At 72.0% G+C, this 22,627-nt stretch carries 23 protein-coding genes and 1 pseudogene; 10 read left to right on the plus strand and 14 right to left on the minus strand.

From position 1 onward, the window contains the following. Nucleotides 1–49 precede the first annotated feature (49 nt). Nucleotides 50–1,078, plus strand: coding sequence for an NADP-dependent oxidoreductase (locus ACIO6U_RS19140; RefSeq protein WP_401720923.1), 1,029 nt, complete (start codon nt 50–52; stop codon nt 1,076–1,078). Here ACIO6U_RS19140 and ACIO6U_RS19145 read toward each other — a convergent pair. The 5 genes and pseudogenes from ACIO6U_RS19145 to ACIO6U_RS19165 all read right to left on the minus strand — a co-directional run bounded on the left by ACIO6U_RS19145 (nt 1,062) and on the right by ACIO6U_RS19165 (nt 5,129). Beyond that, a complete protein-coding gene (locus ACIO6U_RS19145; protein ID WP_401720515.1) occupies nt 1,062–1,736 on the minus strand; it encodes a Type 1 glutamine amidotransferase-like domain-containing protein in 675 nt (224 codons plus the stop codon). The genes ACIO6U_RS19140 and ACIO6U_RS19145 overlap by 17 nt on opposite strands. Nucleotides 1,737–1,826: 90 nt before the next feature. Further along, a pseudogene (locus ACIO6U_RS19150) lies at nt 1,827–2,900 on the minus strand (HAD-IC family P-type ATPase); the annotation flags it as partial. A gap of 82 nt (nt 2,901–2,982) precedes the next feature. Further along, the gene (locus tag ACIO6U_RS19155; protein ID WP_401720518.1) at nt 2,983–3,570 is read right to left on the minus strand and encodes a DinB family protein; all 588 of its coding nucleotides are present in this window, start codon (nt 3,568–3,570) and stop codon (nt 2,983–2,985) included. Nucleotides 3,571–3,610: 40 nt separating this feature from the next. After that, the gene (locus ACIO6U_RS19160; protein ID WP_401720521.1) at nt 3,611–4,279 is read right to left on the minus strand and encodes a class I SAM-dependent methyltransferase; all 669 of its coding nucleotides are present in this window, start codon (nt 4,277–4,279) and stop codon (nt 3,611–3,613) included. A 448-nt stretch (nt 4,280–4,727) separates the two neighbouring features. Beyond that, a complete protein-coding gene (locus ACIO6U_RS19165; RefSeq protein WP_355334838.1) occupies nt 4,728–5,129 on the minus strand; it encodes an ATP-binding protein in 402 nt (133 codons plus the stop codon). Nucleotides 5,130–5,535: 406 nt separating this feature from the next. Between ACIO6U_RS19165 and ACIO6U_RS19170 the strand changes: the two genes are divergently transcribed. Together ACIO6U_RS19170 and ACIO6U_RS19175 are read left to right on the plus strand one after the other, a co-directional pair. Further along, nucleotides 5,536–6,027 carry a peptidylprolyl isomerase gene (locus tag ACIO6U_RS19170; protein WP_355334835.1) on the plus strand — a complete coding sequence of 164 codons (492 nt, stop codon included), beginning with the start codon at nt 5,536–5,538 and terminating at the stop codon, nt 6,025–6,027. A gap of 247 nt (nt 6,028–6,274) precedes the next feature. After that, nucleotides 6,275–7,309, plus strand: a complete 1,035-nt coding sequence (locus ACIO6U_RS19175; RefSeq protein ID WP_401720926.1) for an NAD(P)-dependent alcohol dehydrogenase — start codon at nt 6,275–6,277, stop codon at nt 7,307–7,309. A 77-nt stretch (nt 7,310–7,386) separates the two neighbouring features. On the opposite strand, the gene ACIO6U_RS19180 is transcribed toward ACIO6U_RS19175, so the two are convergent. Continuing rightward, complete coding sequence (locus ACIO6U_RS19180; RefSeq protein WP_401720929.1) at nt 7,387–8,880, minus strand: MFS transporter; 1,494 nt, start codon at nt 8,878–8,880, stop codon at nt 7,387–7,389. Between the two features lie 226 nt (nt 8,881–9,106). On the opposite strand from ACIO6U_RS19180, the gene ACIO6U_RS19185 reads away from it, so the two are divergent. Further along, complete coding sequence (locus tag ACIO6U_RS19185; RefSeq protein WP_391048211.1) at nt 9,107–9,520, plus strand: MarR family transcriptional regulator; 414 nt, start codon at nt 9,107–9,109, stop codon at nt 9,518–9,520. 42 nt (nt 9,521–9,562) lie between these two features. Here the strand turns inward: ACIO6U_RS19185 and ACIO6U_RS19190 are convergent, their stop codons facing one another. After that, nucleotides 9,563–10,396, minus strand: a complete 834-nt coding sequence (locus ACIO6U_RS19190; protein WP_401720525.1) for a phosphotransferase — start codon at nt 10,394–10,396, stop codon at nt 9,563–9,565. A 214-nt stretch (nt 10,397–10,610) separates the two neighbouring features. Between ACIO6U_RS19190 and ACIO6U_RS19195 the strand changes: the two genes are divergently transcribed. From ACIO6U_RS19195 to ACIO6U_RS19210, 4 genes are all read left to right on the plus strand, one after another. Beyond that, nucleotides 10,611–11,357 carry a DUF4232 domain-containing protein gene (locus tag ACIO6U_RS19195; RefSeq protein WP_401720528.1) on the plus strand — a complete coding sequence of 249 codons (747 nt, stop codon included), beginning with the start codon at nt 10,611–10,613 and terminating at the stop codon, nt 11,355–11,357. A 3-nt stretch (nt 11,358–11,360) separates the two neighbouring features. Further along, nucleotides 11,361–12,041 carry a class F sortase gene (locus tag ACIO6U_RS19200; RefSeq protein WP_355334824.1) on the plus strand — a complete coding sequence of 227 codons (681 nt, stop codon included), beginning with the start codon at nt 11,361–11,363 and terminating at the stop codon, nt 12,039–12,041. Between the two features lie 183 nt (nt 12,042–12,224). Beyond that, nucleotides 12,225–12,728, plus strand: a complete 504-nt coding sequence (locus ACIO6U_RS19205; RefSeq protein WP_355334821.1) for an RNA polymerase sigma factor — start codon at nt 12,225–12,227, stop codon at nt 12,726–12,728. Beyond that, nucleotides 12,712–13,566, plus strand: a complete 855-nt coding sequence (locus ACIO6U_RS19210) for a DUF4232 domain-containing protein (RefSeq protein WP_391047704.1) — start codon at nt 12,712–12,714, stop codon at nt 13,564–13,566. Before ACIO6U_RS19205 ends, ACIO6U_RS19210 begins: the two co-directional genes overlap by 17 nt. Before the next feature lie 36 nt (nt 13,567–13,602). On the opposite strand, the gene ACIO6U_RS19215 is transcribed toward ACIO6U_RS19210, so the two are convergent. The 4 genes from ACIO6U_RS19215 to ACIO6U_RS19230 all read right to left on the minus strand — a co-directional run bounded on the left by ACIO6U_RS19215 (nt 13,603) and on the right by ACIO6U_RS19230 (nt 17,346). Next, nucleotides 13,603–13,875 carry a hypothetical protein gene (locus ACIO6U_RS19215; protein WP_401720533.1) on the minus strand — a complete coding sequence of 91 codons (273 nt, stop codon included), beginning with the start codon at nt 13,873–13,875 and terminating at the stop codon, nt 13,603–13,605. Next, nucleotides 13,872–15,578, minus strand: a complete 1,707-nt coding sequence (locus ACIO6U_RS19220) for an FAD-dependent oxidoreductase (protein WP_401720535.1) — start codon at nt 15,576–15,578, stop codon at nt 13,872–13,874. The genes ACIO6U_RS19215 and ACIO6U_RS19220 overlap by 4 nt, the downstream gene beginning before the upstream one ends. Then, entirely contained in the window at nt 15,575–16,333 is a 759-nt protein-coding gene (locus tag ACIO6U_RS19225) for a ferric reductase-like transmembrane domain-containing protein (RefSeq protein ID WP_401720538.1), read from the minus strand. The genes ACIO6U_RS19220 and ACIO6U_RS19225 overlap by 4 nt, the downstream gene beginning before the upstream one ends. A gap of 377 nt (nt 16,334–16,710) precedes the next feature. Next, nucleotides 16,711–17,346, minus strand: coding sequence for a TetR family transcriptional regulator (locus ACIO6U_RS19230; RefSeq protein ID WP_355334808.1), 636 nt, complete (start codon nt 17,344–17,346; stop codon nt 16,711–16,713). A gap of 483 nt (nt 17,347–17,829) precedes the next feature. Here ACIO6U_RS19230 and ACIO6U_RS19235 point away from each other — a divergent pair, with 483 nt between their 5' ends. After that, entirely contained in the window at nt 17,830–18,495 is a 666-nt protein-coding gene (locus tag ACIO6U_RS19235; RefSeq protein ID WP_401720541.1) for a LuxR C-terminal-related transcriptional regulator, read from the plus strand. On the opposite strand, the gene ACIO6U_RS19240 is transcribed toward ACIO6U_RS19235, so the two are convergent. The 3 genes from ACIO6U_RS19240 to ACIO6U_RS19250 form a co-directional block, all read right to left on the minus strand. Continuing rightward, nucleotides 18,475–19,953 (minus strand): amino acid adenylation domain-containing protein, encoded by a 1,479-nt coding sequence (locus ACIO6U_RS19240; protein ID WP_401720544.1) that lies wholly within the window; start codon nt 19,951–19,953, stop codon nt 18,475–18,477. The two genes, ACIO6U_RS19235 and ACIO6U_RS19240, sit on opposite strands and share 21 nt — an antisense overlap. Continuing rightward, nucleotides 19,950–21,083, minus strand: coding sequence for an acyl-CoA dehydrogenase family protein (locus ACIO6U_RS19245; RefSeq protein ID WP_355334800.1), 1,134 nt, complete (start codon nt 21,081–21,083; stop codon nt 19,950–19,952). The genes ACIO6U_RS19240 and ACIO6U_RS19245 overlap by 4 nt, the downstream gene beginning before the upstream one ends. A gap of 157 nt (nt 21,084–21,240) precedes the next feature. Further along, nucleotides 21,241–21,954 (minus strand): thioesterase II family protein, encoded by a 714-nt coding sequence (locus ACIO6U_RS19250; RefSeq protein WP_401720547.1) that lies wholly within the window; start codon nt 21,952–21,954, stop codon nt 21,241–21,243. A gap of 300 nt (nt 21,955–22,254) precedes the next feature. On the opposite strand from ACIO6U_RS19250, the gene ACIO6U_RS19255 reads away from it, so the two are divergent. After that, on the plus strand, nt 22,255–22,548 hold the full coding sequence (locus tag ACIO6U_RS19255) for a phosphopantetheine-binding protein (RefSeq protein WP_355334794.1): 294 nt from the start codon (nt 22,255–22,257) through the stop codon (nt 22,546–22,548). Nucleotides 22,549–22,627: the final 79 nt, after the last annotated feature.

The following is a 22,627-nucleotide window of genomic DNA, read 5'->3' on the forward strand; positions in this document are numbered from 1 at the left end:
CGTTCAGCGTATCCCCCGGTGGGGGCAGGAGATTACGATGCCCACGAAGATGCCGTCAGACACGATGCGGGCGATCCGGCTGCACGAGCACGGCGGCCCCGAGGTGCTGCGTGAGGACCGGGTGCCTATTCCCGAGCCGGGACCGGGCGAGGTGCTCGTCCGCGTCCACGCGGTGGGCGTCAATCCTCCGGACTGGTACCTGCGCGGCGGGCTGACCTCGGTGCCGGGGGAGCCGGAGTCGACCGTCAGGCTGCCCGCCGTTCCGGGAACGGACGTGTCGGGTGTCGTCGAAGCCGTCGCTCCGGACGTGGACGACCTCGCCGTGGGCGACGAGGTCTTCGGTCTTCTGCGCTTCCCCGGCTTCCACGGCAGCGCCTACGCCGAGTACGTGGCCGCGCCCGCGTCGGACCTCGCGCGCAAGCCGTACGGCATCGACCACGTGCACGCCGCCGGGGCGCCCATGGCCGGGCTCACGGCGTGGCAGTTCCTCATCGAGGCAGGACACGACCATCCCTCGCCCTTCCAGGCGGCGCGGCACCGCCCGACGGCGCTCGACGCCGACAGCAAGGTGCTCGTCAACGGTGCCGCGGGCGGCGTGGGGCACTTCGCCGTGCAGTTGGCGAAGTGGAAGGGCGCGCATGTCACCGCCGTGGCGTCCGGCGCGCACGAGGCGTTCCTGCGCGATCTCGGCGCCGACCGGTTCATCGACTACACCAAGAGCCGTCCCGAGGAACTGGTGCACGACGTCGACCTCGTACTCGACGCCGTCGGCGGCCCCGACAGCAGGCGGTTCCTGCGCACCCTCAAGCGCGGCGGCGCCCAATTCCCCGTGCTTCCCGGGGACTTCGACGCCGAGGAGACCGCGAGGCTGGGCGTCACCGTCTCGACCGCCCAGGTCCGCTCGAACGGCGCGCAACTCGCCGAACTGGGACGCCTGCTCGACGCGGGCACGGTACGCGTCGCCGTCGACAGCACCTTCCCGCTCGCCCGCGCGCGGGCGGCGCACGAACGGGCCGCCCGCGGACACCTCCAGGGCAAGATCGTGCTCACGGTCGAGCAGGTCACGGCGCCGCGTTGAACAGCTTCCAGTTCCCCTCGGAGACGATCTCGACGCCGTCGTCGGTCACCTTGATGGCGGTCTGGTTGTCGATGGCGTACGCCGGGGCCTTGAGCGAGGCGGCCCACCGCTCCGCCTCGGCCATGGTGTTCTCGGGGCAGCCCGGACTGTCGAGGTGCGGGAAAAGGGAGAAGTCGACGACTCCCAGGGCGCGGTCGTCACCGGTGGGCGGCTGCCAGGCGACGAAGTGCTCCCCGACGCGGGGAGTCAGCACCATGCTCCCGGCGCTGAGCCCCACATAGACCGTGTCGTGCAGCGAGGGGAACAGGTCGGCCAGGCCGGACTCCCGCATCCAGTGAGACAGGTACAGCGCGTCGCCGCCGTTCACCAGCAGGACGTCCGTCTCCCGGACCCAGGAGACCCACCGCTCCGTGTCGATGCCGGGCAGCGCCGTGAGCTCCAGTACGCCGACCGACTTCCAGCCCAGCCCGGTCATGGGGTGAAGGGACTGTCCGCTGATGAAACGCCACGGCCCGCCCGGATCGCCGTACGGGCCCCCGTACCCGGCGGTGGGAATGCACAGGGCGTTGGCCTCGGCGATCGGTTTGCCCAGGAGATCGAGGAGCGCCGCCAGAATGCTGGCGTTCTTGACACCGGAGTCGGTAAGGAGAAGCTTCATGACGCCCCCGCACTGATCGCTCTGTGAAAGTGAGCGAGCGACGCTAACACACCCGCTGTCGGCAGAGCAGACGCGCCGAGACCGGCCGCCTCACGGCCGGGTCCAGGCGGTGTCGCGCAGCAGCCGGAGGCCGTTGAGGGCGACGACGAGAGTGGAGCCCTCGTGGCCCGCGACCCCGAGGGGGAGCGGGAGAGCGGCGGTCAGGTCCCAGACGGCCAAGGCGGCGATGAACACCGCGGCGATCGTCAGATTCTGGATCACCAGACGGTGGGCGGCGCGCGAGAGCTTCACGACGGCCGGGACGGTGGCCAACTCGTCGCGGATCACCACGGCGTCGGCGGTCTCCAGCGCGAGGTCGGACCCGGCCCTGCCCATGGCGACGCCGGTGTGTGCGGCGGCCAGCGCGGGCGCGTCGTTGACGCCGTCGCCGACGACCAGCACCTTGCGACCGCGTGCCTCCCACGCGCGTACGGCCGCTGCCTTGTCCTGTGGCAGCAGGCCGGCGCGTACGTCGGTGATGCCGACCTCTGCGGCCAACTGCCGGGCGGCCCGTACGTTGTCGCCGGTCAGCAGGACCGGGGGGAGGTCGGTCATACGGGCGAGGGCGGCGACGGTGGCGGCGGCGTCCGGGCGCAGCCGGTCCGCGATGCCCAGCACTCCCAGCGGCGTACCGTCGCGCAGCACCGCGACGGCCGTACGCCCGGCGGCCTCCACCTCCCGCACTGCCTCGCGCACGCCGTCCCGCAGCCCGTCCCGCGCCGCCTCGCCGGTCCCGAGGGGGAGGAGGCGGGCGGGGGAGCCGACCTGGACCGTGCGGCCGTCGACGGTGGCCGTGACGCCCTGGCCGGGGGCCGAGGTGAAGCCGTCGGCGGCGGACAGCGGAAGGCCGCGCTCGCGGGCCGCGCCCACCACCGCGCGGGCCAGCGGGTGTTCGCTGGGGTGCTCGGCCGACGCGGCGAGCCGGAGCAGGGCGTCCGCTTCGAGGCCGCTGCCGGGCAGCGGCCGGATGTCGGTGACGCGGGGCGTCCCCTCGGTGAGCGTGCCGGTCTTGTCCAGCGCGACGCTGTCGGTCTGCCCGAGGCGCTCCATCACGACGGCCGACTTGACGAGAACCCCGTGCCGGCCAGCGTTGGCCATCGCGGACAGCAGCGACCGCCCCGTGGACCTGCCGGAGGCGGTCGCGGCCGACTGAGGCCGCGCGCGTGCCGTCAGCGCCGGGCGGTCGGTGAACGACGGTCCTACGGCCTCACGCGTCGGCCTCCCGGGCCGCCCGCTCCAGGCGGTCACGGTGGTTCTCCCACCAGGCCGCGTCGCCCGGCGGCAGGCTGCCGTTGTTCTTGTTCATGCCCACCGCACCGTCGGTGAGTTCGCGCAGGATGTCCGCGTGCCCCGCGTGCCGGTGGGTATCGGAGATCACCCGCACCACGGCGTGATGCAATGTCACCTCGTCCCGGCCGTCGGGCCACCACGGCACCCGGCCGGTCGCGTCCAGGGCCAGCGCGTCGATCGTCGCGTCCGCATGGGCCCACGCCCGGTGGTAGAGGCCCACGATGTACTCGCGTGACTCGTCGGCGGCGGCCCACATGTCCGCGTTCGCCTCGGCCCCCGCGTCGAGCCAGGGCAACGGCTCGCCCGAGGGCCGCCCGAAGGTGTCGCCGAGGTAGCCGAACTCCACGCTGGCCACATGCTTCACCAGGCCGAGCAGATTCGTGCCGGTCGGTGTCATCGGGCGGCGCACTTCGTACTCCGAGAGCCCTTCCAGCTTCCACAGCAGGGCGTCGCGCGCGGACTGGAGGTAGAAGCGCAGGTCGGTCTTGGCATCCGTAACGGTCATGCGGCCAGTCTCGCGCCAGCCCGACCACCGGTCACGCCGTTTACGCCGTCGGTGCGGGGCCCGCGCCGGGCGGCGGTTCCGCGACGCCGACGAGGAACCCGGCCCTGGTACGGACGCTGACCGACCACTTCAGCGCGGTGAGGTCGTCGGTGAGCGTCCGGGCGTCGTGGAACACCTTGACGATGCGGTACCGACCGCCGTCGTCGGTCCTGCGCAGCGCCGACGGGGTCGCATGGCCGGTGAGGACGTCCTCGTACGTCGCCGCGCCCGGGCCGTCGTCGACGAAGACGGCCCTGCCGCCCGGGGCGAGCGCGGCGGCGACGGTGCCCCAGAACCCGGGCAGCCGGGCGGGCGGGACGTGGGAGAGCCAGAAGACGAAGAAGACCGTGTCGTAGCGGCGCGGCGGCTGCCACGCGAACACGTCGGCCTCGACGAACCGGACGGTGGAGGACCCGGTACGGGTACGGGCGATGGCCAGCACCTCGGCCGCCGCGTCGACCGCCGTCACCGACCGCGCCCGCGCCGCGAGCCTCGGAGTCCACTGGCCCGTTCCGCAGGCCAACTCCAGCACGTCCCCGGTGATGGGGAGTTCGTCGACCACCTCCAGCAGGTCCCGCAGTTCTTGGTACTGCGCGTATGTCCGGTCGTACTCGCCCGCCCGCGCCCGGTAGTACGCCATCTGCTCCGCCACGAGGGCGTCGTCGTCCATGGGTGGGTCCTCTCGTCCGGTTCCTGCCGGAGCCGCGTGGGCTCCGCTCGTCGGCTGGTCTCCACCGGCACTGTCGACCTTCACCTCCGGTCAAGGTCAAGGGTCCCGGCGGGCGCCGCCGTTCTCTCACCCTTCGGTGAACCGTCAGGGACACCGGTAGCTTCTGCGTCGTGACCTTGATCGAGACGCGCGGCCTGGTGTCGATGACGGACGGGGCGCGGCTGCGGTGGACGGCGCTGGGGACACCACGCGGCGGACGCCCGTGGTGATGCTCCACGGCGGTCCTGGGCTGCCGGACTATCCGGGCGAGGTAGGCCGCCATGGTGACGGACCTGGCGCCGGTGTACCGGTACGACCAGCGCGGCACCCGCCACTCGCCGTAGCAGGGCCCACCTGGGGCGATTCGTGCGCGCTGCGGCGGAGGTGTGGGCCGCCGCGCGCGCCGGGTTCAGTACAGCGGCAGGATGAGGGTGATCCGCTTGCCGCGCGGGGTGCCGTCGGGCGCGGGGTCGTGCGGGGTGACGGTCACCCGCAGGGCGAGCTGCTGGATCAGACGCCAACCGAATCCGCCGCCTACGTAAGGGGCTTCGGTGCCCGGCGGGCGTTCGGTGAGGCGGGGGAGCGCGGGGCTCAGGTCGTCGATGCTCACCTCGACGCCGAGCGGTACGAGGCGGGCCTGGCAGTGGGTGATACCGCCGCCGTGCACGATGGCGTTGGTGGCGAGTTCCGAGGTGGCGAGCACCGCGTCGCCCATGGCTCTGGGATCGCACGGCTCGGGGTCGGCGGCCACGGTCTCCCGCACCAGAGCGCGTACGGCGGCGGCCGTGAAGGGGGCCCGAAGCGCTCGCATACCGGTGGGGGGCGTTTGCGTGGAGCGCTGCCCACCACCCGGCGGCGGCCTGTCAGCGGCCATCTGATCTCCAGGAATTCGACATCGGGTCGCAACGGACGGCGACGGTCCGGGGAGGTCGCCCGCGGTGCGCGGTGACACCTGCGGACGTTTTTCCCAGGTCTGTCGTCAACGGGGCGTCTTGCCGACGTGCCATGACCGAAACGCATCCGGCACAGTTCGGACCCGCGCAGTTTGCCACCGGTCGCACGGGCAAGGCGACGAGGTTGACCCGGTCGGCCTTCCGAGGGCCCCGGTCGCCCCCGGAGGCCCTGGGGCACCTCCGGTACGGCTGTGACCTGCGGATCTGCCGTGGTGGGCCGCTCTGGGCGCGGCGTCTCCCGCTGGGGATGCAAGGATGGTGCCCATGGACAACGTGTACTTCGACATCTCCATTGACGGCGCTCCGGCCGGTCGGATCGTCTTCCGTCTCTTCGACGACGTCGTGCCCGAGACGGCGCGGAACTTCCGTGAGCTGGCCACCGGCGAGCACGGCTTCGGCTACGCGGGCTCGGCGTTCCACCGGATCATCCCGTCCTTCATGCTCCAGGGCGGCGACTTCACCAGCGGCGACGGCCGCGGCGGCAAGAGCATCTACGGCAACAAGTTCGCGGACGAGAACTTCAAGCTCAAGCACGACCGCCCGTTCCTGCTGTCGATGGCGAACGCCGGGCCGAACTCCAACGGCTCGCAGTTCTTCGTCACCACCGTGGTCACCGACTGGCTCGACGGCAAGCACGTCGTCTTCGGCGAGGTCGTCGAGGGCGAGGAACTGGTCAAGCAGATCGAGGGCAAGGGCTCGCGCAGCGGCACGCCCTCCGCCAAGGTCGTCATCTCCGCATCCGGCACCGTCGCGTAAGCACCCCACCAGCGACCTCGTAGGCCCGAAGGCCCCCGGCGACCCGCCGGGGGCCTTCCGCGTTCGCTGAGCGGGGCGGGCGGGACCGGGGGAAAATCGAAGAGCCGGGAGCGGGGTCCCGGCGGGACCGGGAACCGAAGCGGGGGAGCGAGAGCCGGAGAGAGGTCACCGAATGTCGACATCAGCGAGCCCTGAAGGGACGACGGCCACGACTCAGGCCGGGACGACGGCGGAGCCGCAGGCCGAGATGAAGGCGGTTCAGTACCGCACCGTGGGCGCCGCCCCCGAAGTGGTGACCGTCCCGCGCCCCGAGCCGGGCCCCGGCCAGGTGCTGCTCAAGGTCACGGCGGCCGGGGTGTGCCACTCCGACATCGCCGTCATGAGCTGGCCCGCCGAGGCCCTGCCCTTCGCGCTGCCGCTCACCCTCGGCCACGAGGGCGCGGGCACCGTCGCCGCGCTCGGCGAGGGCGTCGGCGGGCTGGAGCCGGGCGAGTCGGTCGCCGTCTACGGCCCGTGGGGCTGCGGCGGCTGCCTGATGTGCGCGCAGGGCAAGGAGAACTACTGTCTGCGCGCCGAGGAGCTGGGCATCCGCCCGCCCGGCCTCGGCGCGCCCGGCGCCATCGCCGAGTACATGATCGTCGACGACCCCCGGCACCTGGTGCCGCTCGGTGACCTCGACCCCGTCGCCTCGGTGCCGCTGACTGACGCGGGCCTCACGCCGTACCACGCGATCAAGACCTCGCTGCCGAAGCTGGTCCCCGGCAGCACCGCCGTCGTCATCGGCACCGGCGGCCTCGGCCACGTCGCCGTGCAGCTGCTGCGCGTGCTCAGCCCGGCCCGCGTCATCGCCCTCGACGTCAGCGACGAGAAGCTGGAGCTGGCGCGCGCGGTCGGTGCCCACGAGACCGTCCTGTCCGACGCCGACGCGGCCGACCGGGTCCGCGCGCTGACCGACGGCGTCGGCGCCCAGGCCGTCTTCGACTTCGTGGGCGCCGCCCCCACGGTCGCCACCGCCACCGCGTGCGCCGCCGTCGAGTCCGACGTGACGATCGTCGGCATCGGCGGCGGCAGCGCCACGGTCGGCTTCGGCACCGTCGCCTACGACGCGGCCGTCCGCGCCCCCTACTGGGGCTCGCGCGCCGAGCTGATCGAGGTGCTCGACCTCGCCCGCTCCGGCGCGGTCGAGGTCCACGTCGAGACGTACTCCCTGGACGACGCTCCGCTCGCCTACGAGCGGCTGCACGCCGGGAAGATCAACGGCCGCGCGGTGATCCTGCCCTGAAGGTCGACCTCACGTTGAGCTTCTGGGACCTTGTGGGACGTCCTGAGATCTTCGGACCGGGTACGGCCGAGGACCGCTCAGACCGGCTCGTCCGCCGGCGCCGGTGCCGGGACCTTCGCCGTACCGCCGCCCGTGGCGCGCACGTGCCGCGCCGGGATGAACGCGGCGATGAACAGCGCCGCGACGGCCGCGCCGCAGGCGACGGCGAAGGCCACCCGGAAGCCGCTGAGCGAGGGCAGCGGCGCGCCGTGGTACGTGGTGGTCATGTGGGCGAGGATCACGCCGACGACCGCGCTGGACGACGAGGTGCCGATGGACCGCATCAGGGTGTTGAGCCCGTTGGCGGCGGCGGTCTCCGCCAGCGGCACCGCGCCCATGATGAGCGCGGGCATGGCCGCGTAGGCGAGGGCGATCCCGCAGCCGATGACGGAGGCGACGACCACCACCTGCCACACGGCGTGGGTGAGGAACAGGCCGAGCCCGTAGCCGACCGCGACGACCGCCATGCCGATCATCAGGGACACGCGCGGGCCGCGGGCCGCCGAGATCCGCGCCGACAGCGGCGACACGGCCATCATCACCAGCCCGGACGGGGCCAGGCACAGACCGGCCACGAGCATGGACCGGCCGAGCCCGTACCCCGTCTCCTCGGGGAGCTGGAGGAGCTGGGGCAGGACCAGCGACATCGCGAAGAGCGAGAAACCGGCCATGACGGAGGCGATGTTGGTGAGCAGCACCTGCGGCCTGGCCGTCGTGCGCAGGTCCACCAGCGGCGCGGTGGTGCGCAGTTCGAACATGCCCCAGCCGACGAGTACGACGACGGCCGCGGCCAGCAGTCCCAGCGTGGTGCCCGAGGCCCAGCCCCAGTCGCCGCCCTTGGAGATCGCCAGCAACAGGCAGACCAGGCCCACGGACAGCCCGATCGCGCCCGGCACGTCGAACCGGCTCGGCGTGCGCACCGGGGACTCCGGCACGAGGAACAGGACCAGCGCCATCGCCGCCACGCCGAGCCCCGCGGAGGTGTAGAACAGCGCGTGCCAGTCGGCGTGCTGCGCGATCAGCGCGGCGCTGGGCAGGCCGAGCGCGCCGCCGATGCCCAGCGACGAGCTCATCAGCGCCATCGCGGAACCGAGCCGTTCCGCGGGCAGTTCGTCACGCATGATGCTGATGCCCAGCGGGATGACGCCCGTCGCGCCGCCCTGGAGCGCCCGGCCCACGACCATCGGGACCAGCGACGAGGTGAAGGCGCAGACCAGCGAGCCGACGACCAGCAGACCGAGGCTGAGCAGCAGGACGCGGCGCTTGCCGTACATGTCGCCGAGCCGTCCGGTGACCGGGGTGGCGACCGCTCCGGCGAGCAGGGTCGCGGTGATCACCCATGAGGTGTCGGAGGCCGAGGCGTGCAGCAGGCCGGGCAGTTCGGGCAGCAGCGGGACGACCAGCGTCTGCATGAGGGCCACCACGATGCCCGCGAAGGCCAGCACGGCGACGACCGCGCCACTCGCGGGCCGGTGGACACCGGCGGTGTGACCGGCTGCCGGTATGCCGGTGCCGCTTGCTGAGTCGGACATGTCGTCGCCTTCGGTGGGGGTCGTCGGGCCGCGGGCCGTGGACGACGTGGGCAGGGAGATGTGCATGATACATAGGATGTGCGTCACGCACATTGCCCAGGTCGTGGGTACTCTCGGGGGGCGGGAGCACGGACGTCACGGCGCGCGCCCCGGGTTCGTACGTCCCACGTCGTGCGTCCATACGTCATGCGGAGGCGGTGTGCTGGAGCGGCTGGAGCGGGAACTGATGCTGGTGGCCCGCCACCATGTGCTGACGCGCCGGGACAGCTCGGCCGAGCGGCTGGACAAGTCCGCGTATCTGCTGCTCGCGCGCCTCGACTCGGAGGGCCCGATGTCCATCGGACAGCTCGCCGACGCCTTCGCGCTCGACACCTCGACGGTCAACCGGCAGACCGCCGCCCTCCTGAGGGCCGACCTCGCCGAGCGCGTCCCCGACCCCGACGGCGGCCTCGCCCGCAAGCTCCGCATCACCGAAGAGGGCGCCAAACGGCTCGCGGCCGACCGCGCGTTCTACATCGCGGGCATCGACAGCGTCCTGACCGACTGGTCGCCGCAGGATGTGGAACTCCTCAGCGACATGCTCGCCCGCTTCAACCGCAGCATCGAGTCCCGCGAAGGGCGGCAGTGGCCGCGGCCGTGAGACCGCGCTCGGCGGACCGTCCGCGCGAGGGCGTACGGCCGGTCAGCCGAGCAGGGCCAGCAGACGGCCCGCCTGCCGCCGCGCCGTACCCGGCGGATTGCGCCGGGCGGCGGGATCTCCCGAGGCCAGGTCCTCGAAGGACAGCAGGAACAGCCACACCAGCGCGATCAGCCGTCGGCAGTCCCGCAGCCGTACGGTCTCCGCCGCCGTCAGCTCGACGTGCGACAGGAACGCCGCGACGTCCAGCGGGTGTTCCACCCAGCTCGCCACATGCTCGGTGATCTCCGCCAGTTCATAGGCGCGGTCGCTGCGGCCGGAGTCCTCGAAGTCCACGACCCGCACACGCGAGCCGTCCCAGAGGTAGTTGGCGAGATTGCCGTCACCGGGGCCGAAGACCGCGGGCACGGCGGTCTGTTCCGTACGGTCCGGGCCCGACGCCTCCAGCCAGGCGAGGCCCGCGTCGACAGCGCCCTCCACGGCCGCGTCCACCCGTCCCCGCACCCGCGGCGCCCAACCGCGCAGCCGCGCGCCGAGTTCGGCCGGGCCTTCCGGCCGTACGGGCACCCGCGCGAGGACGTCGGCGGGCAGCGCGCTGTGCAGCGCGTTCACCGTCCGCGCGAGACGCGTCAGCCGCTCGCCGTCCAACGGCGCGCCCCGGAGCGGCACTCCGGGCAGCAGGGACATCGAGACCACCGGCCCCGCGTCGCCCAGGTCGAAGGAGTACGGCCGCGGCGCCAGCCCCGGCGCGTGCCGGTCGAGCAGCGTCAACGCCCGCCACTCGCGCACGGCGCGCTCGTGGGCGGTGGCCGGGAACCGCTTGGTCACGCCGTCGGCCGCGAACGTCACCGCGTGCGTGCCCCACTGATGCGCGCCCATGGCAACCGATCCTGCCAGGCCCGCCGTTGGACCCGCCGGGAGGCGGCGCGGGAAACGCCGTGTGCGAAGTGCCGCCGCTCGCCGCTCGATTGATTTGGCAATCTCTTTACAACCCGGCGCCACCCCGCGTCGTCTCTCCCCTGCGAATCCCCTTACGGCCCGGCCGGCGCTCGTTCCGGAGCGCGGCAGCCGGGGGGAGAAGGGAAGACCGGACATGCGCATGAGTTCACTCGCCGTCGGCGCCGCCGCGTTCTCGACCGCGGCCAGTTTCGCCGTACTCGGAGCGTCCCCGGCGACCGCCGTCGCCCCCGCGAGCGACACATCGAGCACTCCGATGTGCGCCACCTCCCAGCTCACCGCGTCCCTCGGCGGTGAGGACGCCGGAGCGGGCAACCTCTACCGCTACCTGGTGCTGACCAACCACAGCGGCACCACCTGTCACCTCACCGGATTCCCCGGCCTGTCACTGCTCGACGCGAGCGGCAAGCAGATAGGCGCGCCCGCCACCCGCGAGCACAACGGCTACGCGGCGGTCGTGCTGCGCCCCGGCGGCAAGGTGAGCGACACCATCCACACCATCAACCACCAAGGCACCTGCCTGCCGACCTCCACGAGCCTGCGGATCTACCCGCCGGGGAACAAGGCGTCGCTGGTCTTCGCGGGGAAGATCACCAACTGCGACAACCAGTTCTCCGTCACCCCGCTCGTCGCGGGCACCGGCGGCAACCCCTCCAACTCCGCGCCCGCGCCGACGCCCGCCACCACGTCCTCCGGCTCCGGCTCGCAGGTCACCGCCGTACCCAGCGGCGCCCCCGACACCGGCCTCGCCGAGACCGCGCACTCCTCGGGCACCCACGACAAGGACACCCTCGCGCTGGCCGGCGCCGGTGTGCTGGCCGTCGGCGCCCTCGGCCTGGTCACCGGGATGCGCCGCAGGTCGCACGGCCGGGCACAGGACTGACCGTTGCCGACCGTCACCTCCCTCAGCCGTTCCGTCCCGGTACGGGCCTGGTGCGTGCTCGCCGCCGCCGTACTGGTGCTGCTGAGCGGCTGCCAGTCCGACCCGCCCGCTCGGGCCACCCCGGGCGGGACGGAGCGGACACCGTCCGCCTCGGCGTCCGCGACCTCGACGCCGTCGTCCGGCGGTACGACCCCGGCGACCACCGGGGCCGTACCGCTGGCCCGCTCGGTCCCGGTCCGGCTGCGGATCGCGGCCATCGGCGTCGACACCCCGGTGATGTCACTGGGGCTCAACTCCGACGGCACCGTGGCCGTACCGCCGATCGAGGCGCGCTCGCCCGCGGGCTGGTACAGCGGCTCGCCGACGCCCGGCGTCACCGGACCCTCGGTGATCCTCGGCCACGTCACGGTCGGACAGTACGGCGACGGCGTCTTCCGCCACCTGTCCGAGCTCGCCGCCGGCGACCGGATCGAGATCGGCCTCAAGGACGGCGCCACGGCCGCCTTCACCGTCGACTCCGTCCAGACGGTCGCCAAAGCGCGATTTCCGACGGACCGCGTGTACGGGAACGTCGACCACCCCGCTCTGCGTCTCATCACCTGTGGCGGCACCCGGATCACCGGGAGCGGCTATCAGGACAACGTGATCGTCTACGCGTCCCTGTCGTCGGGAGCGGGAACCTGAACAGGACCCCGCACCCGTCCGCCGTCCGGACACCGACCGCTCGTACGCACCGGACCCGGTCCGCGCGTACGTCCCCGGCGCCGGCCCCGAACCGGGGCCGGGGCGGGGCGGACGGCACCGGGCGGCCCGGGAGGTCTGCCCCGGCGCCACCGGGGCAGACGACGATCACCACGAGGACGACGAGTGAGGAGAGCGGCCATCCGGTCCCAAGAGCGCGCGGCCGCCGAGCTGTTCGAGGCCGTCTATCCGCGCCTGGCGGGCTGGTGCCGCCGTCTGGTGGACGACGACGGGACCGCGCACGAGATCGCGTCCGAGGCCTTCACCCGGCTGTGGGCGCGCTGGACCAAGGTCGAGGAGCCCAGCGGATACCTCTATGTGACCGCGGCCAACCTGGTCAGGGACCACTGGCGCAGACTGGAGCGCGAGCGCCGCGCCATGCGCCGATTCACCACGGAGGAAGCCGTGAAGGAGCAGCAGGACAGCAGCGACCCCTCGGTGCGCATGCTCGTCCAGTCCCTCCCGGAGCGACTGCGCGACCCGGCACTGCTGTACTACTACGCGGACCTGCCCGTACAGCAGGTGGCCGCGCTGCTCGGCCGGAACGAGGGCACGGTCAAGGCCGACCTGCACGCGGCCCGCGAACTGCTGCGCGCCAGGCTGGGGGAACACCATGACCGGACTGTCTGACGACGGTCCCGGCGGGGAGCCCTTCGACCCGCTGGAGCCGCTGCTGCGCCCGCCCGCGGTCTATCTGCCGCCGCCCGCGGGCTCGTTCGAGCTGATCCGCCGCCGCGCGGCCAGGCGCCGCCGCTCCCGCGCGATGGTCGGCGGCACGCTCGCCGCCGCCGTCATCACCGGTGCCTTCTACGTGGCCGGCGCGCTCAACAGGGACGACTCGCAGGAGGTCGTCCCCACACCGGCCAACAGCAGCGGGCCCGTCACCACGGCCCCCGGACCGACGACCCCGCCCGTCGTGCCGCCGCCCGCGCCCACCCCGACGCGGACCACGCCCACCAAGGGCCCGGGCGACGGTACGACCGTCACGTCCGAGCCGTCAGGGACCACCCCGCCCACCTCGCCGACCAGCACCAGCACCGGCACCGACTCCGCCGCCACACCGCTGTGCACGGCCGCGCAGCTCACCGCCTCCCTCGGCGACGGCGACGCGGGCGCGGGCAACCTCTACCGCTACCTGCTGCTCACCAACCACAGCGATACGGTCTGCCATGTCACCGGCTTCCCCGGCCTGTCGCTGCTGGACGCGAACGGCAAGCAGATCGGCGCCCCCGCCACGTACCAGAATCTCCCGCACGGGCCCGTCGTGCTGCGGCCCGGCGAGTCCGCGAGCGACACCATCCACACCGTCAACCAGCAGGGGACCTGCCTGCCGACCTCCACGAGCCTGCGGATCTACCCGCCGGGCAGCAGGGCGTCGCTGGTCTTCCCGGGGAAGATCACCAACTGTGACAACGAGTTCGTGGTCACCCCCTTCACCGCGGGCGCGACGGGAAACCCGCCGTCCTGACGGGGACGGCGGGGGTCGGTCCGCGCCGGCGCCGGCTCAGTGCACGTCTGGCGGGCTGGAGGTCGCGGGCGGCATCGAGTAGGTGGGGGACGCGGGGGAACCCGAGCGGACGCCCGGCGGTTTGCTGGGCGGCATCGGCGCCGCGGTGATCAGCACCCTGCCGTACGCCGCCATCGCCGCCGTCATCACGAGCAGGATCATCAGCCAGCGCAGGTGCAGCCGGGCGGGGACGCTGAGCAGCCACGACAGCATCCCGCCGGACAGCAGCAGCCCGGAACGACGCCTGCGGTTGACGCCGCGACGGCTCATCGGCGCCCCCTCCCGCCGGTGGGCCGGGTATGGGGCAGGGTGCGTCCGATCTGGTCGCGGTAGCGCAGGAGTTCCAGCGGCATGTCGAAGGCGACGGCCGCCACGATCTGCGGACCGTACGCGGTCTGCCGGGAGTAGCGGACGAGGAAGCGGTCGGAGCGCATCGAGCCCGCCATGACCTCGGTGTCCGTGCCGAGCGCGGGGATGCCCACCGCCTGGATCCGGATGCCGTGCTGTTCCGACCAGAAGCGCGGCACCGGAGTGAAGCGCGCCGCGCGTCCGGGGCCGCGCAGCAACGAGTCGGCGGCGTGCTGCCCCATCTCCACGGCGTGGATGAGATGTTCGACCCGGCGCGGCTCGGTGTCGAACCGCGGGTTCGGCCAGCGGGCCACGTCCCCGGCCGCCACCACATGCGGCGTGGTCCTGCCCCACTGGTCCACCGCGTGGCAGGTCGGCCCGCAGAGCACGCCGTCGGAGATCTCCAGACCGCTGCCCCGCAGCCACTCGGTACGGGGCTGGCCGCCGAGACCGAGCACCACGAAGTCGCAGTCGAGGACCGCGCCGTCGTCGAGCCGCAGCCGCAGCCCGTCGCCGTGGTCCTGCCAGTCGGTGATCTTCGTGCCGAGGCGGACGTCGACACCCGCGCGGCGCTGGAGCGAGCCGACCACCGCGCCGACCCTGGCGCCGAGCACCCGGCGCAGCAGCGGCGCGCTGTGGACGACGAGCGTCACGTCCATCCCGTTCTCCCGCGCGGTGCAGGCGAGTTCGCAGCCGATGAAGCCGCCGCCGAGGATCACCACCCGACGGGCGCGCGCCGCGTGCATCGCCCGCCGTATCGCCGCCGCGTCCTCGATCGTGCGGACGGTACGGACCCGGTCGCTGAACACCGGCGCCTCGGGCAGCCGCTTGGCGTCCACACCGGTCGCCACCACCAGCCCGTCGAACGGCAGATACTCCCCGCCGCGCAGTTCGATCGCGGACTTCGCCAGGTCCAGCCCCGTCATCCGGGTGTCGAGCAGCCAGTGCGCGTCCAGCGCCGCGTCCGCCCGGAAGGGCAACTGCTGCTCGGCGAGCCGGCCCGACAGATACTGCTTGGACAGCGGCGGACGGCTGTACGGCCGGTGCGGCTCCTCGCCGACCATCACCAACTCCCCGTCGAAACCGCGCTCCCTGAGTCGGGTCGCGGCGCTCAGCCCGGCGAGCCCGGCGCCCGCGACGACGATCCGCCGCAGGCTCGCCCGCGCCGCGGAGCCGCTGCGCAGCGGCCTCGCCGCCCGCCGCCCGATCGCGGCGGGACCGCCGGACGGGCTCTGCCCGCCGTGGACGGTGATGGCCTGCATCGGGCAACACCGCGCCGCCTGGCGGGCCTTGGCCGCGTAGTCGGCGGGTACGCTGCGCGTGTAGTGCAGCGAACCGCTCTCGGCGATCCGGAAGACCTCGGGCGCCTCCTGCTGGCAGATGCCGTAGATGTGGCACCGGTTGTTGTCGACGCTGATCCGTACCGGCTCCGCCTCGGGCACCAGTACGGGCCTGGCAGGCGCGAACGACTCGGCGGCGATGGGGGCTTGGGGGAGCGGCGGCGCGGTGCGAGCGGCCGGGCGGCCCTGGTGGACGACGACCGGTGTGGTGGGCCGGGCGGCGGGGGACTGACCCGGTGGCCAGGGCGCCGGGGGGATACGGCCCGGGGGAGGCGGCTGGATCATTCGGCGGCTCCCGGCCTGCCGAGGTAGGTGCGCTGTCTGAGCCGGGAGCGGGACGGGAAGGCGCGGATCAGGAAGGCCAGCAACACCGTGCCCGCGCCGGTGGCGATGCCGACCGACACCAGATTCAGATGGCGCGGCTCCGGGTGCACCAGGAAGACGTGGAGCCAGATCAACCCGAAGGCCACATAAGCGAACTGATGAGTCCGCAGCCAGCGGTGGTAGCCCAGTCTGCGCTGGAGCCACACCGAACATCCCACGGCGATGGCCAGTTCGGTGCCGAGGATGCCGAAGCCCACCGGGAGCCGCTGCACACCGCCGGTGAACGGCACGGTCAGCTCACGGCCGCCGATCCGCCAGACCGGTTGGTAGAAAAAGGTCGCGCCGTGCACGACACCGAAGATCATCGCCGAGAGCGCCAGCGTCATGTGCGCGCCGTAGAAGGTGGCCCGGTTGACCGCGTGCTGCAGGAATCTCAGCCGCAGCAGCACACCGAGGACGACGGTGGCCACCATCAGCACATACGCGATCAGAGCCGCGAGTCTCGCGATCTTGTGGACGCCCATGTCGTAGGGCACCTGCTTGTCGTACGCGTCCAGCGGGGAACCGGGGATGGGAGCGGCGGCGGAAGTGCCGCGCGCCAGGAGCAACCCCACCGTGAAAAGCACCAATACCGAGAAAAGCACCAGCAGAAGACGGGAAGCACCGCTGAGCGCGGGGGCCTTCTTACGGCTGTCGAATGCCGCGACCGTGACCATATCCTGTGACTCCTCGTATCGACGCGACTGCGACACGCGCAGGGCGAAGACCTGGGGCGATACCCGGAGCCGAGCTGTCCCGTTACCCTTTTGTGCATTCGCCGATGAATGCGGCAAAGGTGTTCGGGGCAGGCTTCTCTTCGGGCCCTTTCCCCTGAAGGACACGCTGCTTGGCGGCAGACGCTACACCAAGATTCGCGCGCGGTCGATGCATGGCCAACGGGCCCCGGGCTGGCTCGATATGACGCTAAATCACCATTGTGACGGCGAATCACCGGCCCGGATCGCGTAGCTCGCGTAAAGGCTTTGCGCGGCGATGGTGAATCACGAACCGGTGTACTGCGCGGCGAATGGTGAAGGACCGGGCCGGGCGCGGCTCAGCCCGCGCCGCCAGGACGGTCGGCCGTGCGGGGGAGCGGCAGGTCGCCGGTGAGGGAATTCTGGATCACCGGCGCGTACACGGCGATCAGCGACGGCGTGCTCGCGGATGCCAGCGGCTCGACGCGGATGATGTAGCGGGCCATGACCAGACCGATGAGCTGAGAGCCCAACAGGGCAGAGCGCAGCGCGCGTTGTGGCTCGGCCAGTGCCTGGGCCAGCGGGCCGAGCACTTCGCGGCCGAGGAATTCCCGCAGGATCCCGGCGGCCGTCTCGTGCGAGACCGCTGACCGGATCACCGCCAGCAGCGCGTCGTGCCGCTCGGCCGACTCCCACAGGCCGAGGACCGTCGTCAGCAGCCGCTCGCCCGAGGTGGCGGGATCCCCGGCGAGCACCGGCAGCAACTCCATCGGGCGCACCGCCTCGTGGACGGCGGCGGCGAACACCCCTTCCTTGGACCGGAAGAAGTGGTGCACGAGCGCCGCGTCGACCTTCGCTTCGCGGGCGATGCCGCGCACCGTCGTCCGCTCGTAGCCGTACTCGGCGAATTTCAGCCGCGCCGCCCGCAGGATCGCCTCTCTGCTGCCGCTGCGGCCCGGCCGTCGGCCGGGCCGTCCGGTGACCGCCTCTCCCATGACCGCCGCCCTGTCACGTAAATTCACCGTTCGGTGATTTATGAGAGTAGCCTCGGCGGGGTGAAACGCCAACCACCCGCCGGCCGTGCGCCGGCCACCGCCCGCGCCGCGGGCGCGGACCGCGCGCCGGTCCGGTCCGGCGCCGACGCGGCCCGGCCGCCCGCCGGGCGCTCGACACGCCTCGCCGAACCCGGAAGAATTACCCGCGAGGGTCGCTTGAAACCTCTTTGGGGCGCAAACGGGCGACCTGTCCGCGAGGGGAGTTTATCGGCGCGCCGTGACCTGTGCGGCGGCTCGGGGCATTGCCCGAAAGGGCTATAGATTTAACTTTCAATCATAACGAGCTCAAATGTTCCATGTTGATGCTGGTCAGGCGTGCGTGCTAGAGTCGAAATAACGTGCTGTTTGCTGAAGGTCGGGGGCTCGATGCTTCAGGATGGGATCACGAGAGTTCTTCTCGTCGACTCCAGAGCGGTTTCCCGTGTGGGACTCAGTGTCCTGCTGAGCAGGGAAACCGATCTGGAAGTCGTGGGCGAGGTTGCCGATATTCGGCACGCTCTGCCCTGCGTGGCAAGGTTGTCTCCGCATGTGGTGATCATCGACGCGCTGGATGTGGCGCCGGATGTTCCGCATGCCATCCAGCAGCTCGTCGTCGGCGGCGCCGACGGCTGCCCTAAGATATTAGCCCTGGTCCAGAGCCTGGAGCAGTGCGCTCAGCACTGGCAGGCGGCCGGTGCCAGGGGTGTTCTCGACAGTCAGGCGAGTCCGGAGCGGATCATCGCCGCCGTCCGGATGGTCGCCGCCGGTTACCGACTGGTGATTCCCACCGTCGGCGCCGCCACTGCCGCCGCCACCGCGGCGGCCATCACGCCGGAACCGCCGCAAGCGGAAACATCGGAGACCGATCTGGTGTCCAGTGGAATAACCCGGCGTGAGCGCGACGTGCTCCAGCTCATCATCCGCGGCTATTCGAACGCGGAAATATCAGAAGCACTTTTTCTGAGTGAGAGCACCGTGAAATCACACGTTCAGCGCATGCTGGACAAGCTGGCTCTGCGCAATCGAGTACACGCCGTTATATATGCTTATGAAAAAGGAATTGTCAGAGCCGGCGGCAATTTAGAATCTTTAGTCGGTACCAGTATGTGACACCATTTTCGCGACCTGGGAACGGTCTTTCTTGCCGTTCCCGGTTCGGGGTATCTCGTCGAAAAGGCTGAGGCTGTCGACGAGCATGTAGGTGGGGAGCCGTTCGGCGCTCCACCGCTTGAGCGCGAGCAGGCCCGGAGCGCTGTCCGGGGCCGGGACCACCACGGCGTGCAGCCGTGCCGTGAGCCCGGTCCCGAGCACGACCACGGCCACGTCCCTGACCTGCGGGTGCAGGCTCAGGACGCTCTCGATCTCGCCCAGCTCCACCCGGTTGCCGCGGATCTTCACCATGTGGTCGCGGCGCCCCAGGTACTCCAGCATGCCCGCGTCGTCGTACCGCACGAGGTCGCCGGTCGCGTACGGGCCGCTCTGCGGCGGATGGCCCCAGTACCCGAGCATCACCGTGGGGCCGGAGACCAGCAGTTCCCGCCCCGCCTGGCCCGCGACCTCGGGGCCCAGCTCCAGGGTGTCGCCCGAGCAGACCGCGCCGATCGGCAGGGCACCCGCGCGGTCGAGATCGGCGGCGCAGACCTCGTACGACGTACAGACATTCGTCTCGGTCGGGCCGTACCAGTTGAGCAGCCTGATGTCCTGCCAGGCCGCGCGCAGCCGCCGCACATGGGCGATCGGGAACGCCTCGCCCGCGAAGACGCAGGCCCGCAGCGCGCGCGGCGGCGGCCCGTCCAGCAGCCCGCCCTTGGTGATCATCAAGGTGAGCGCCGACGGCACCGAGTACCAGACGGTGATCGCGTGCTCGTCCATGAAGCGGACGAGCTGGGCCGGCGCGTAGGCCAGCGCCTCGGGCACCAGATGGACGCTGGCGCCCGCCAGGAACGCCGCGTAGAGGTCGAAGACCGACAGGTCGAAATTGAACGGCGCGTGGTTGGAGAGCCGGTCCGAGGGGACCAGCCGCAGATCGGCCGCCGCCCACCGCACGAACGCCAGCGCGTTGAGGTGGCTCAGACACACACCCTTGGGCTCACCGGTCGAACCCGACGTGAACAGGATGTATGCCGGATCGTGCTCCGAGCCCTCGACCGGCGACGGTACGGGCTGGCCCTCGCCCGTCGCCAGCAGGTCCGCGAAGGTACGGCAGGGCGCCGCGTCCCAGCCCGCGTCGGCCGCCGCGTCCGCGCCGTCCTCGTCGGTCACCACCAGCGCGGGGGCGCAGGCCGCGACGATCCGCGCCAGCCGCGACGGCGGGTTCGAGGACGCCACCGGTACGTAGACCGCGCCGCCGCGCAGGCACGCCTGCATCAGCGCCACGACGTGCAGGCTCTTCGCGCTCCACAGCACGACCCGGTCGCCCGGCCGCACCCCGCTCGCGGCCAGCGCCGCGCCGTAACGCGCCGCGAGCGCGTCCAGTTCGCCGTAGGTCAGCCGTCCGTCGACGGCGTCGACCGCGAGGGAATCCGGCGCCCTGCGGGCGGCGGCGGTGACGAATTCGTGCAGCCTCACAGTCCCAGCTCCTTCGCGACGAGCTCCTTTTGGATCTCCGAGGTACCGGAGAACAGCACGCTCGGCACCGCGTCCCGCAGCGCCGCCTCCACACCCGACTCCGACCGGTATCCGCGACCGCCGAGAATCCGTACGGCGTCCAGCGCGCTCTGCACCGCGGCCTCGGAGACGGCGAGCTTCGACAGCGCCACCGGCAGGGTCGCCCTGCCGCCGCGGTCCATCTCCCAACAGGCCCGGTAGAGCAGGAGTCTGGCGCTCTCCAGCCGCAGCTTCATGTCCACGATGCGGTGCGAGACCGCCTGGAAGCCGGAGATGCGACGGCCGAACTGCCGCCGCTCGCTGGCGAATCGGACGCACTCCTCGACCAGGCGGTCCATCAGGCCCAGATAGCCCGCGAAGAGGCAGGCGCGCTCCCAGCCCATGGACGTCTGGAAGATCGTCGCGCCCATCCCCTCGACGCCCAGCACCTGGTCGTCGGGGACGAAGCACTCCTGGAAGGTCACCGTGCCCGCCAGGCAGGAGGACAGACCCATCTTCTCGAAGGGCTCACCGCGCAGCACCCCGGGGGCGTCGGCCGGCACGACGAAGGCGGTCTGGCCGAGGTGTCCCGAGTCGGGGTCGCTGGTCGCGTACGTGACCAGGACGTCGGCGGCCGGGCCGTTGCTGACGAAGCTCTTCTCGCCGTCCAGGACGAATCCGCCGGGCACTTCGGTCGCCGTCACTCGCAGCCGCGAGACGTCGGAGCCGGACTCCGGCTCCGTCATGGCGTTGCCCGCGATCATCCGGCCGGACGCCAGCTCCGGCAGGAAGCGCTTCTTGAGGTCCGCGCTGCCGAACTCCGCGATCGGCACGGCGCAGGCGAAGAGGTGGGCGCTGGCCGCGAAGACCAGCCCGGTGTCGTGGCAGCCGCGGCCCACGGCCTCGATGACCCGCGCGGTGTCGAGCGCGCCGAGGCCGTCCCCGCCGTACTCGGCGGGAAGACAGGCGCCCAGGGCGCCGATCCGGCCGAGTTCCCGCCAGTCGGACCGTTCACCGGGGCGCCGCGGACGGTCCGCGGGGAACGCGTCGGCGGCCCGGCGGACGGTCTCCTCGTACCGCGCGGTCTGCTCGGTGCTCCAACTGAAGTCCACGCTGGCTCCTGCATCGGGAGGGGGGAGGGAGGGAGAGAGACGGAAGGTGGGGTGCTGCGCTCGGGGCTCGGGGCTCGGGGCTCGGGGCTCAGGGCTCAGGGCTCAGGGCTGGGGCTCGGGGCCGAGGGCTCCGCGCTCAGGGCTCAGGGCTCGCGGATCACATCGCGCCCACCGTGAGCAGGTCCGCCAGCGCGGAGCGCAGTTCGGCGCTGGCGAGCATCATGTGGCCGCCCCGCACGGTGGTGACCCGGCACGGCCCGGTGGTCTCCGCCGCCCACGCGGCCAGCCCCGGCGCGTCCACCACCGGGTCCAGGTCGCCGGCGAAGACATGCACCGGGCAGGACAGCGGCGGCAGTTCGGTGGGACGGCGGTAGGTCTCCGTCATCCGCAGGTCGGCGCGGAGCGGCGGAAGGAACAGGTCGAGCAGTTCAGGACTGTCCTCGACGGCGGGCAGCGCGCCCTCCAACGTCCGCAGGCCGCTCAGCAGTTGGGCGGGCGGCGCGTTGTGCAGCGGCGGCAGCGCGTGCGGGGTGCGGGGCGAATTGCGTCCCGAGACGATCAGGGCGGCGGGCGGCCCGACCAACTGCGAGAGCCGGTGAGTCAGTTCGAAGGCGACCACGGCGCCGAAGCTGTGCCCGAACACCGCGTAGGGTCCCTCGATACCGGGTGCCAGCTCGGCCGCGAGGGTACGGGTCAGCGTGCCGATGTCCTGGGCGAGCGGTTCGCCCCTGCGGCTGCCGTGGCCCGGCAGGTCGACCGGGCGGACCCGCGCCACCTCGGCGAGGCCGGGCCGCCACGCGTGGTACATCACCGCGCTGCCGCCGGCATGGGGCAGGCACAGCAACTGGGGCCGTAGGGCGGGAAGCAGCACGGCCGCGGACCTCCTGTGATCGGGCGCACCGGATGGTCCCTCGATCCTCGCCGTTGCGGCGGCACGGGGCCACGGCCGTGAGTACTCATCATTAATGAGGACCCGCACGTGAAGCGGAAGCGGCGCCTCCCCCGTAAGTACGCACTTCGGGGCGTGTGTGCGCGGGCGTAATTCATCAGGTCTGGTGAAGTCCTCCGGCGGCGCCCGTAGCTACGTTTGGGGCCCTGGCCGAGCCGACCGCGACTTCGTGGAGTCGGGGGTTCCGCCGTGTCAACCCCGGACTCCGGAAGGTCGCTACGCATGTCCGACAGTTCTGATCCGCAGCTCGGCTACGACGAAGTCCTCGCGGAGCTGAAGGAGTTCGTCGAAACGCGATTCCTGCCCGAGGGCGAGGAGGGAATCGAGCCCGATTCCCCGCTGCTCCAGCTCGGAATCCTCACGTCGCTGAACACCACCGAGCTGATCGCCCATATCCACGACAGGTACGGGCTGTTCATGCCGCCCGAGTACATCGTCGGCAGGAACTTCAAGAGCCTGGACGCCATCAGCAAGCTCGTGGTCCGGATCCAGACCGACCCCGCCGCCATGGCCTGACGCTCTGTCCGACGCCGCTGTGCCGCCGCCGCTTTGACGCGGACGCGAACCGCCCGACCGGAAGCGCGGCCCGTGCCGA

This window comes from Streptomyces sp. NPDC087422 (assembly GCF_044744145.1).
In the GTDB taxonomy this organism is placed as follows: Bacteria; Actinomycetota; Actinomycetes; order Streptomycetales; family Streptomycetaceae; genus Actinacidiphila.

Excerpts from the sequence above, each read along its gene's own strand:
- ACIO6U_RS19215 (WP_401720533.1), bottom strand. The coding sequence starts at position 13,875 with ATGAGCCGTCGCGGCGTCAACCGCAGGCGTCGTTCCGGGCTGCTGCTG.
- ACIO6U_RS19140 (WP_401720923.1), top strand. The coding sequence starts at position 50 with ATGCCGTCAGACACGATGCGGGCGATCCGGCTGCACGAGCACGGCGGC.
- ACIO6U_RS19165 (WP_355334838.1), bottom strand. The coding sequence starts at position 5,129 with ATGCGAGCGCTTCGGGCCCCCTTCACGGCCGCCGCCGTACGCGCTCTG.
- ACIO6U_RS19230 (WP_355334808.1), bottom strand. The coding sequence starts at position 17,346 with ATGGGAGAGGCGGTCACCGGACGGCCCGGCCGACGGCCGGGCCGCAGC.
- ACIO6U_RS19155 (WP_401720518.1), bottom strand. The coding sequence starts at position 3,570 with ATGACCGTTACGGATGCCAAGACCGACCTGCGCTTCTACCTCCAGTCC.
- ACIO6U_RS19210 (WP_391047704.1), top strand. The coding sequence starts at position 12,712 with ATGACCGGACTGTCTGACGACGGTCCCGGCGGGGAGCCCTTCGACCCG.
- ACIO6U_RS19195 (WP_401720528.1), top strand. The coding sequence starts at position 10,611 with ATGCGCATGAGTTCACTCGCCGTCGGCGCCGCCGCGTTCTCGACCGCG.
- ACIO6U_RS19185 (WP_391048211.1), top strand. The coding sequence starts at position 9,107 with ATGCTGGTGGCCCGCCACCATGTGCTGACGCGCCGGGACAGCTCGGCC.
- ACIO6U_RS19175 (WP_401720926.1), top strand. The coding sequence starts at position 6,275 with ATGAAGGCGGTTCAGTACCGCACCGTGGGCGCCGCCCCCGAAGTGGTG.
- ACIO6U_RS19160 (WP_401720521.1), bottom strand. The coding sequence starts at position 4,279 with ATGGACGACGACGCCCTCGTGGCGGAGCAGATGGCGTACTACCGGGCG.
- ACIO6U_RS19225 (WP_401720538.1), bottom strand. The coding sequence starts at position 16,333 with ATGGTCACGGTCGCGGCATTCGACAGCCGTAAGAAGGCCCCCGCGCTC.
- ACIO6U_RS19180 (WP_401720929.1), bottom strand. The coding sequence starts at position 8,880 with ATGTCCGACTCAGCAAGCGGCACCGGCATACCGGCAGCCGGTCACACC.
- ACIO6U_RS19145 (WP_401720515.1), bottom strand. The coding sequence starts at position 1,736 with ATGAAGCTTCTCCTTACCGACTCCGGTGTCAAGAACGCCAGCATTCTG.
- ACIO6U_RS19170 (WP_355334835.1), top strand. The coding sequence starts at position 5,536 with ATGGACAACGTGTACTTCGACATCTCCATTGACGGCGCTCCGGCCGGT.
- ACIO6U_RS19190 (WP_401720525.1), bottom strand. The coding sequence starts at position 10,396 with ATGGGCGCGCATCAGTGGGGCACGCACGCGGTGACGTTCGCGGCCGAC.
- ACIO6U_RS19220 (WP_401720535.1), bottom strand. The coding sequence starts at position 15,578 with ATGATCCAGCCGCCTCCCCCGGGCCGTATCCCCCCGGCGCCCTGGCCA.
- ACIO6U_RS19255 (WP_355334794.1), top strand. The coding sequence starts at position 22,255 with ATGTCCGACAGTTCTGATCCGCAGCTCGGCTACGACGAAGTCCTCGCG.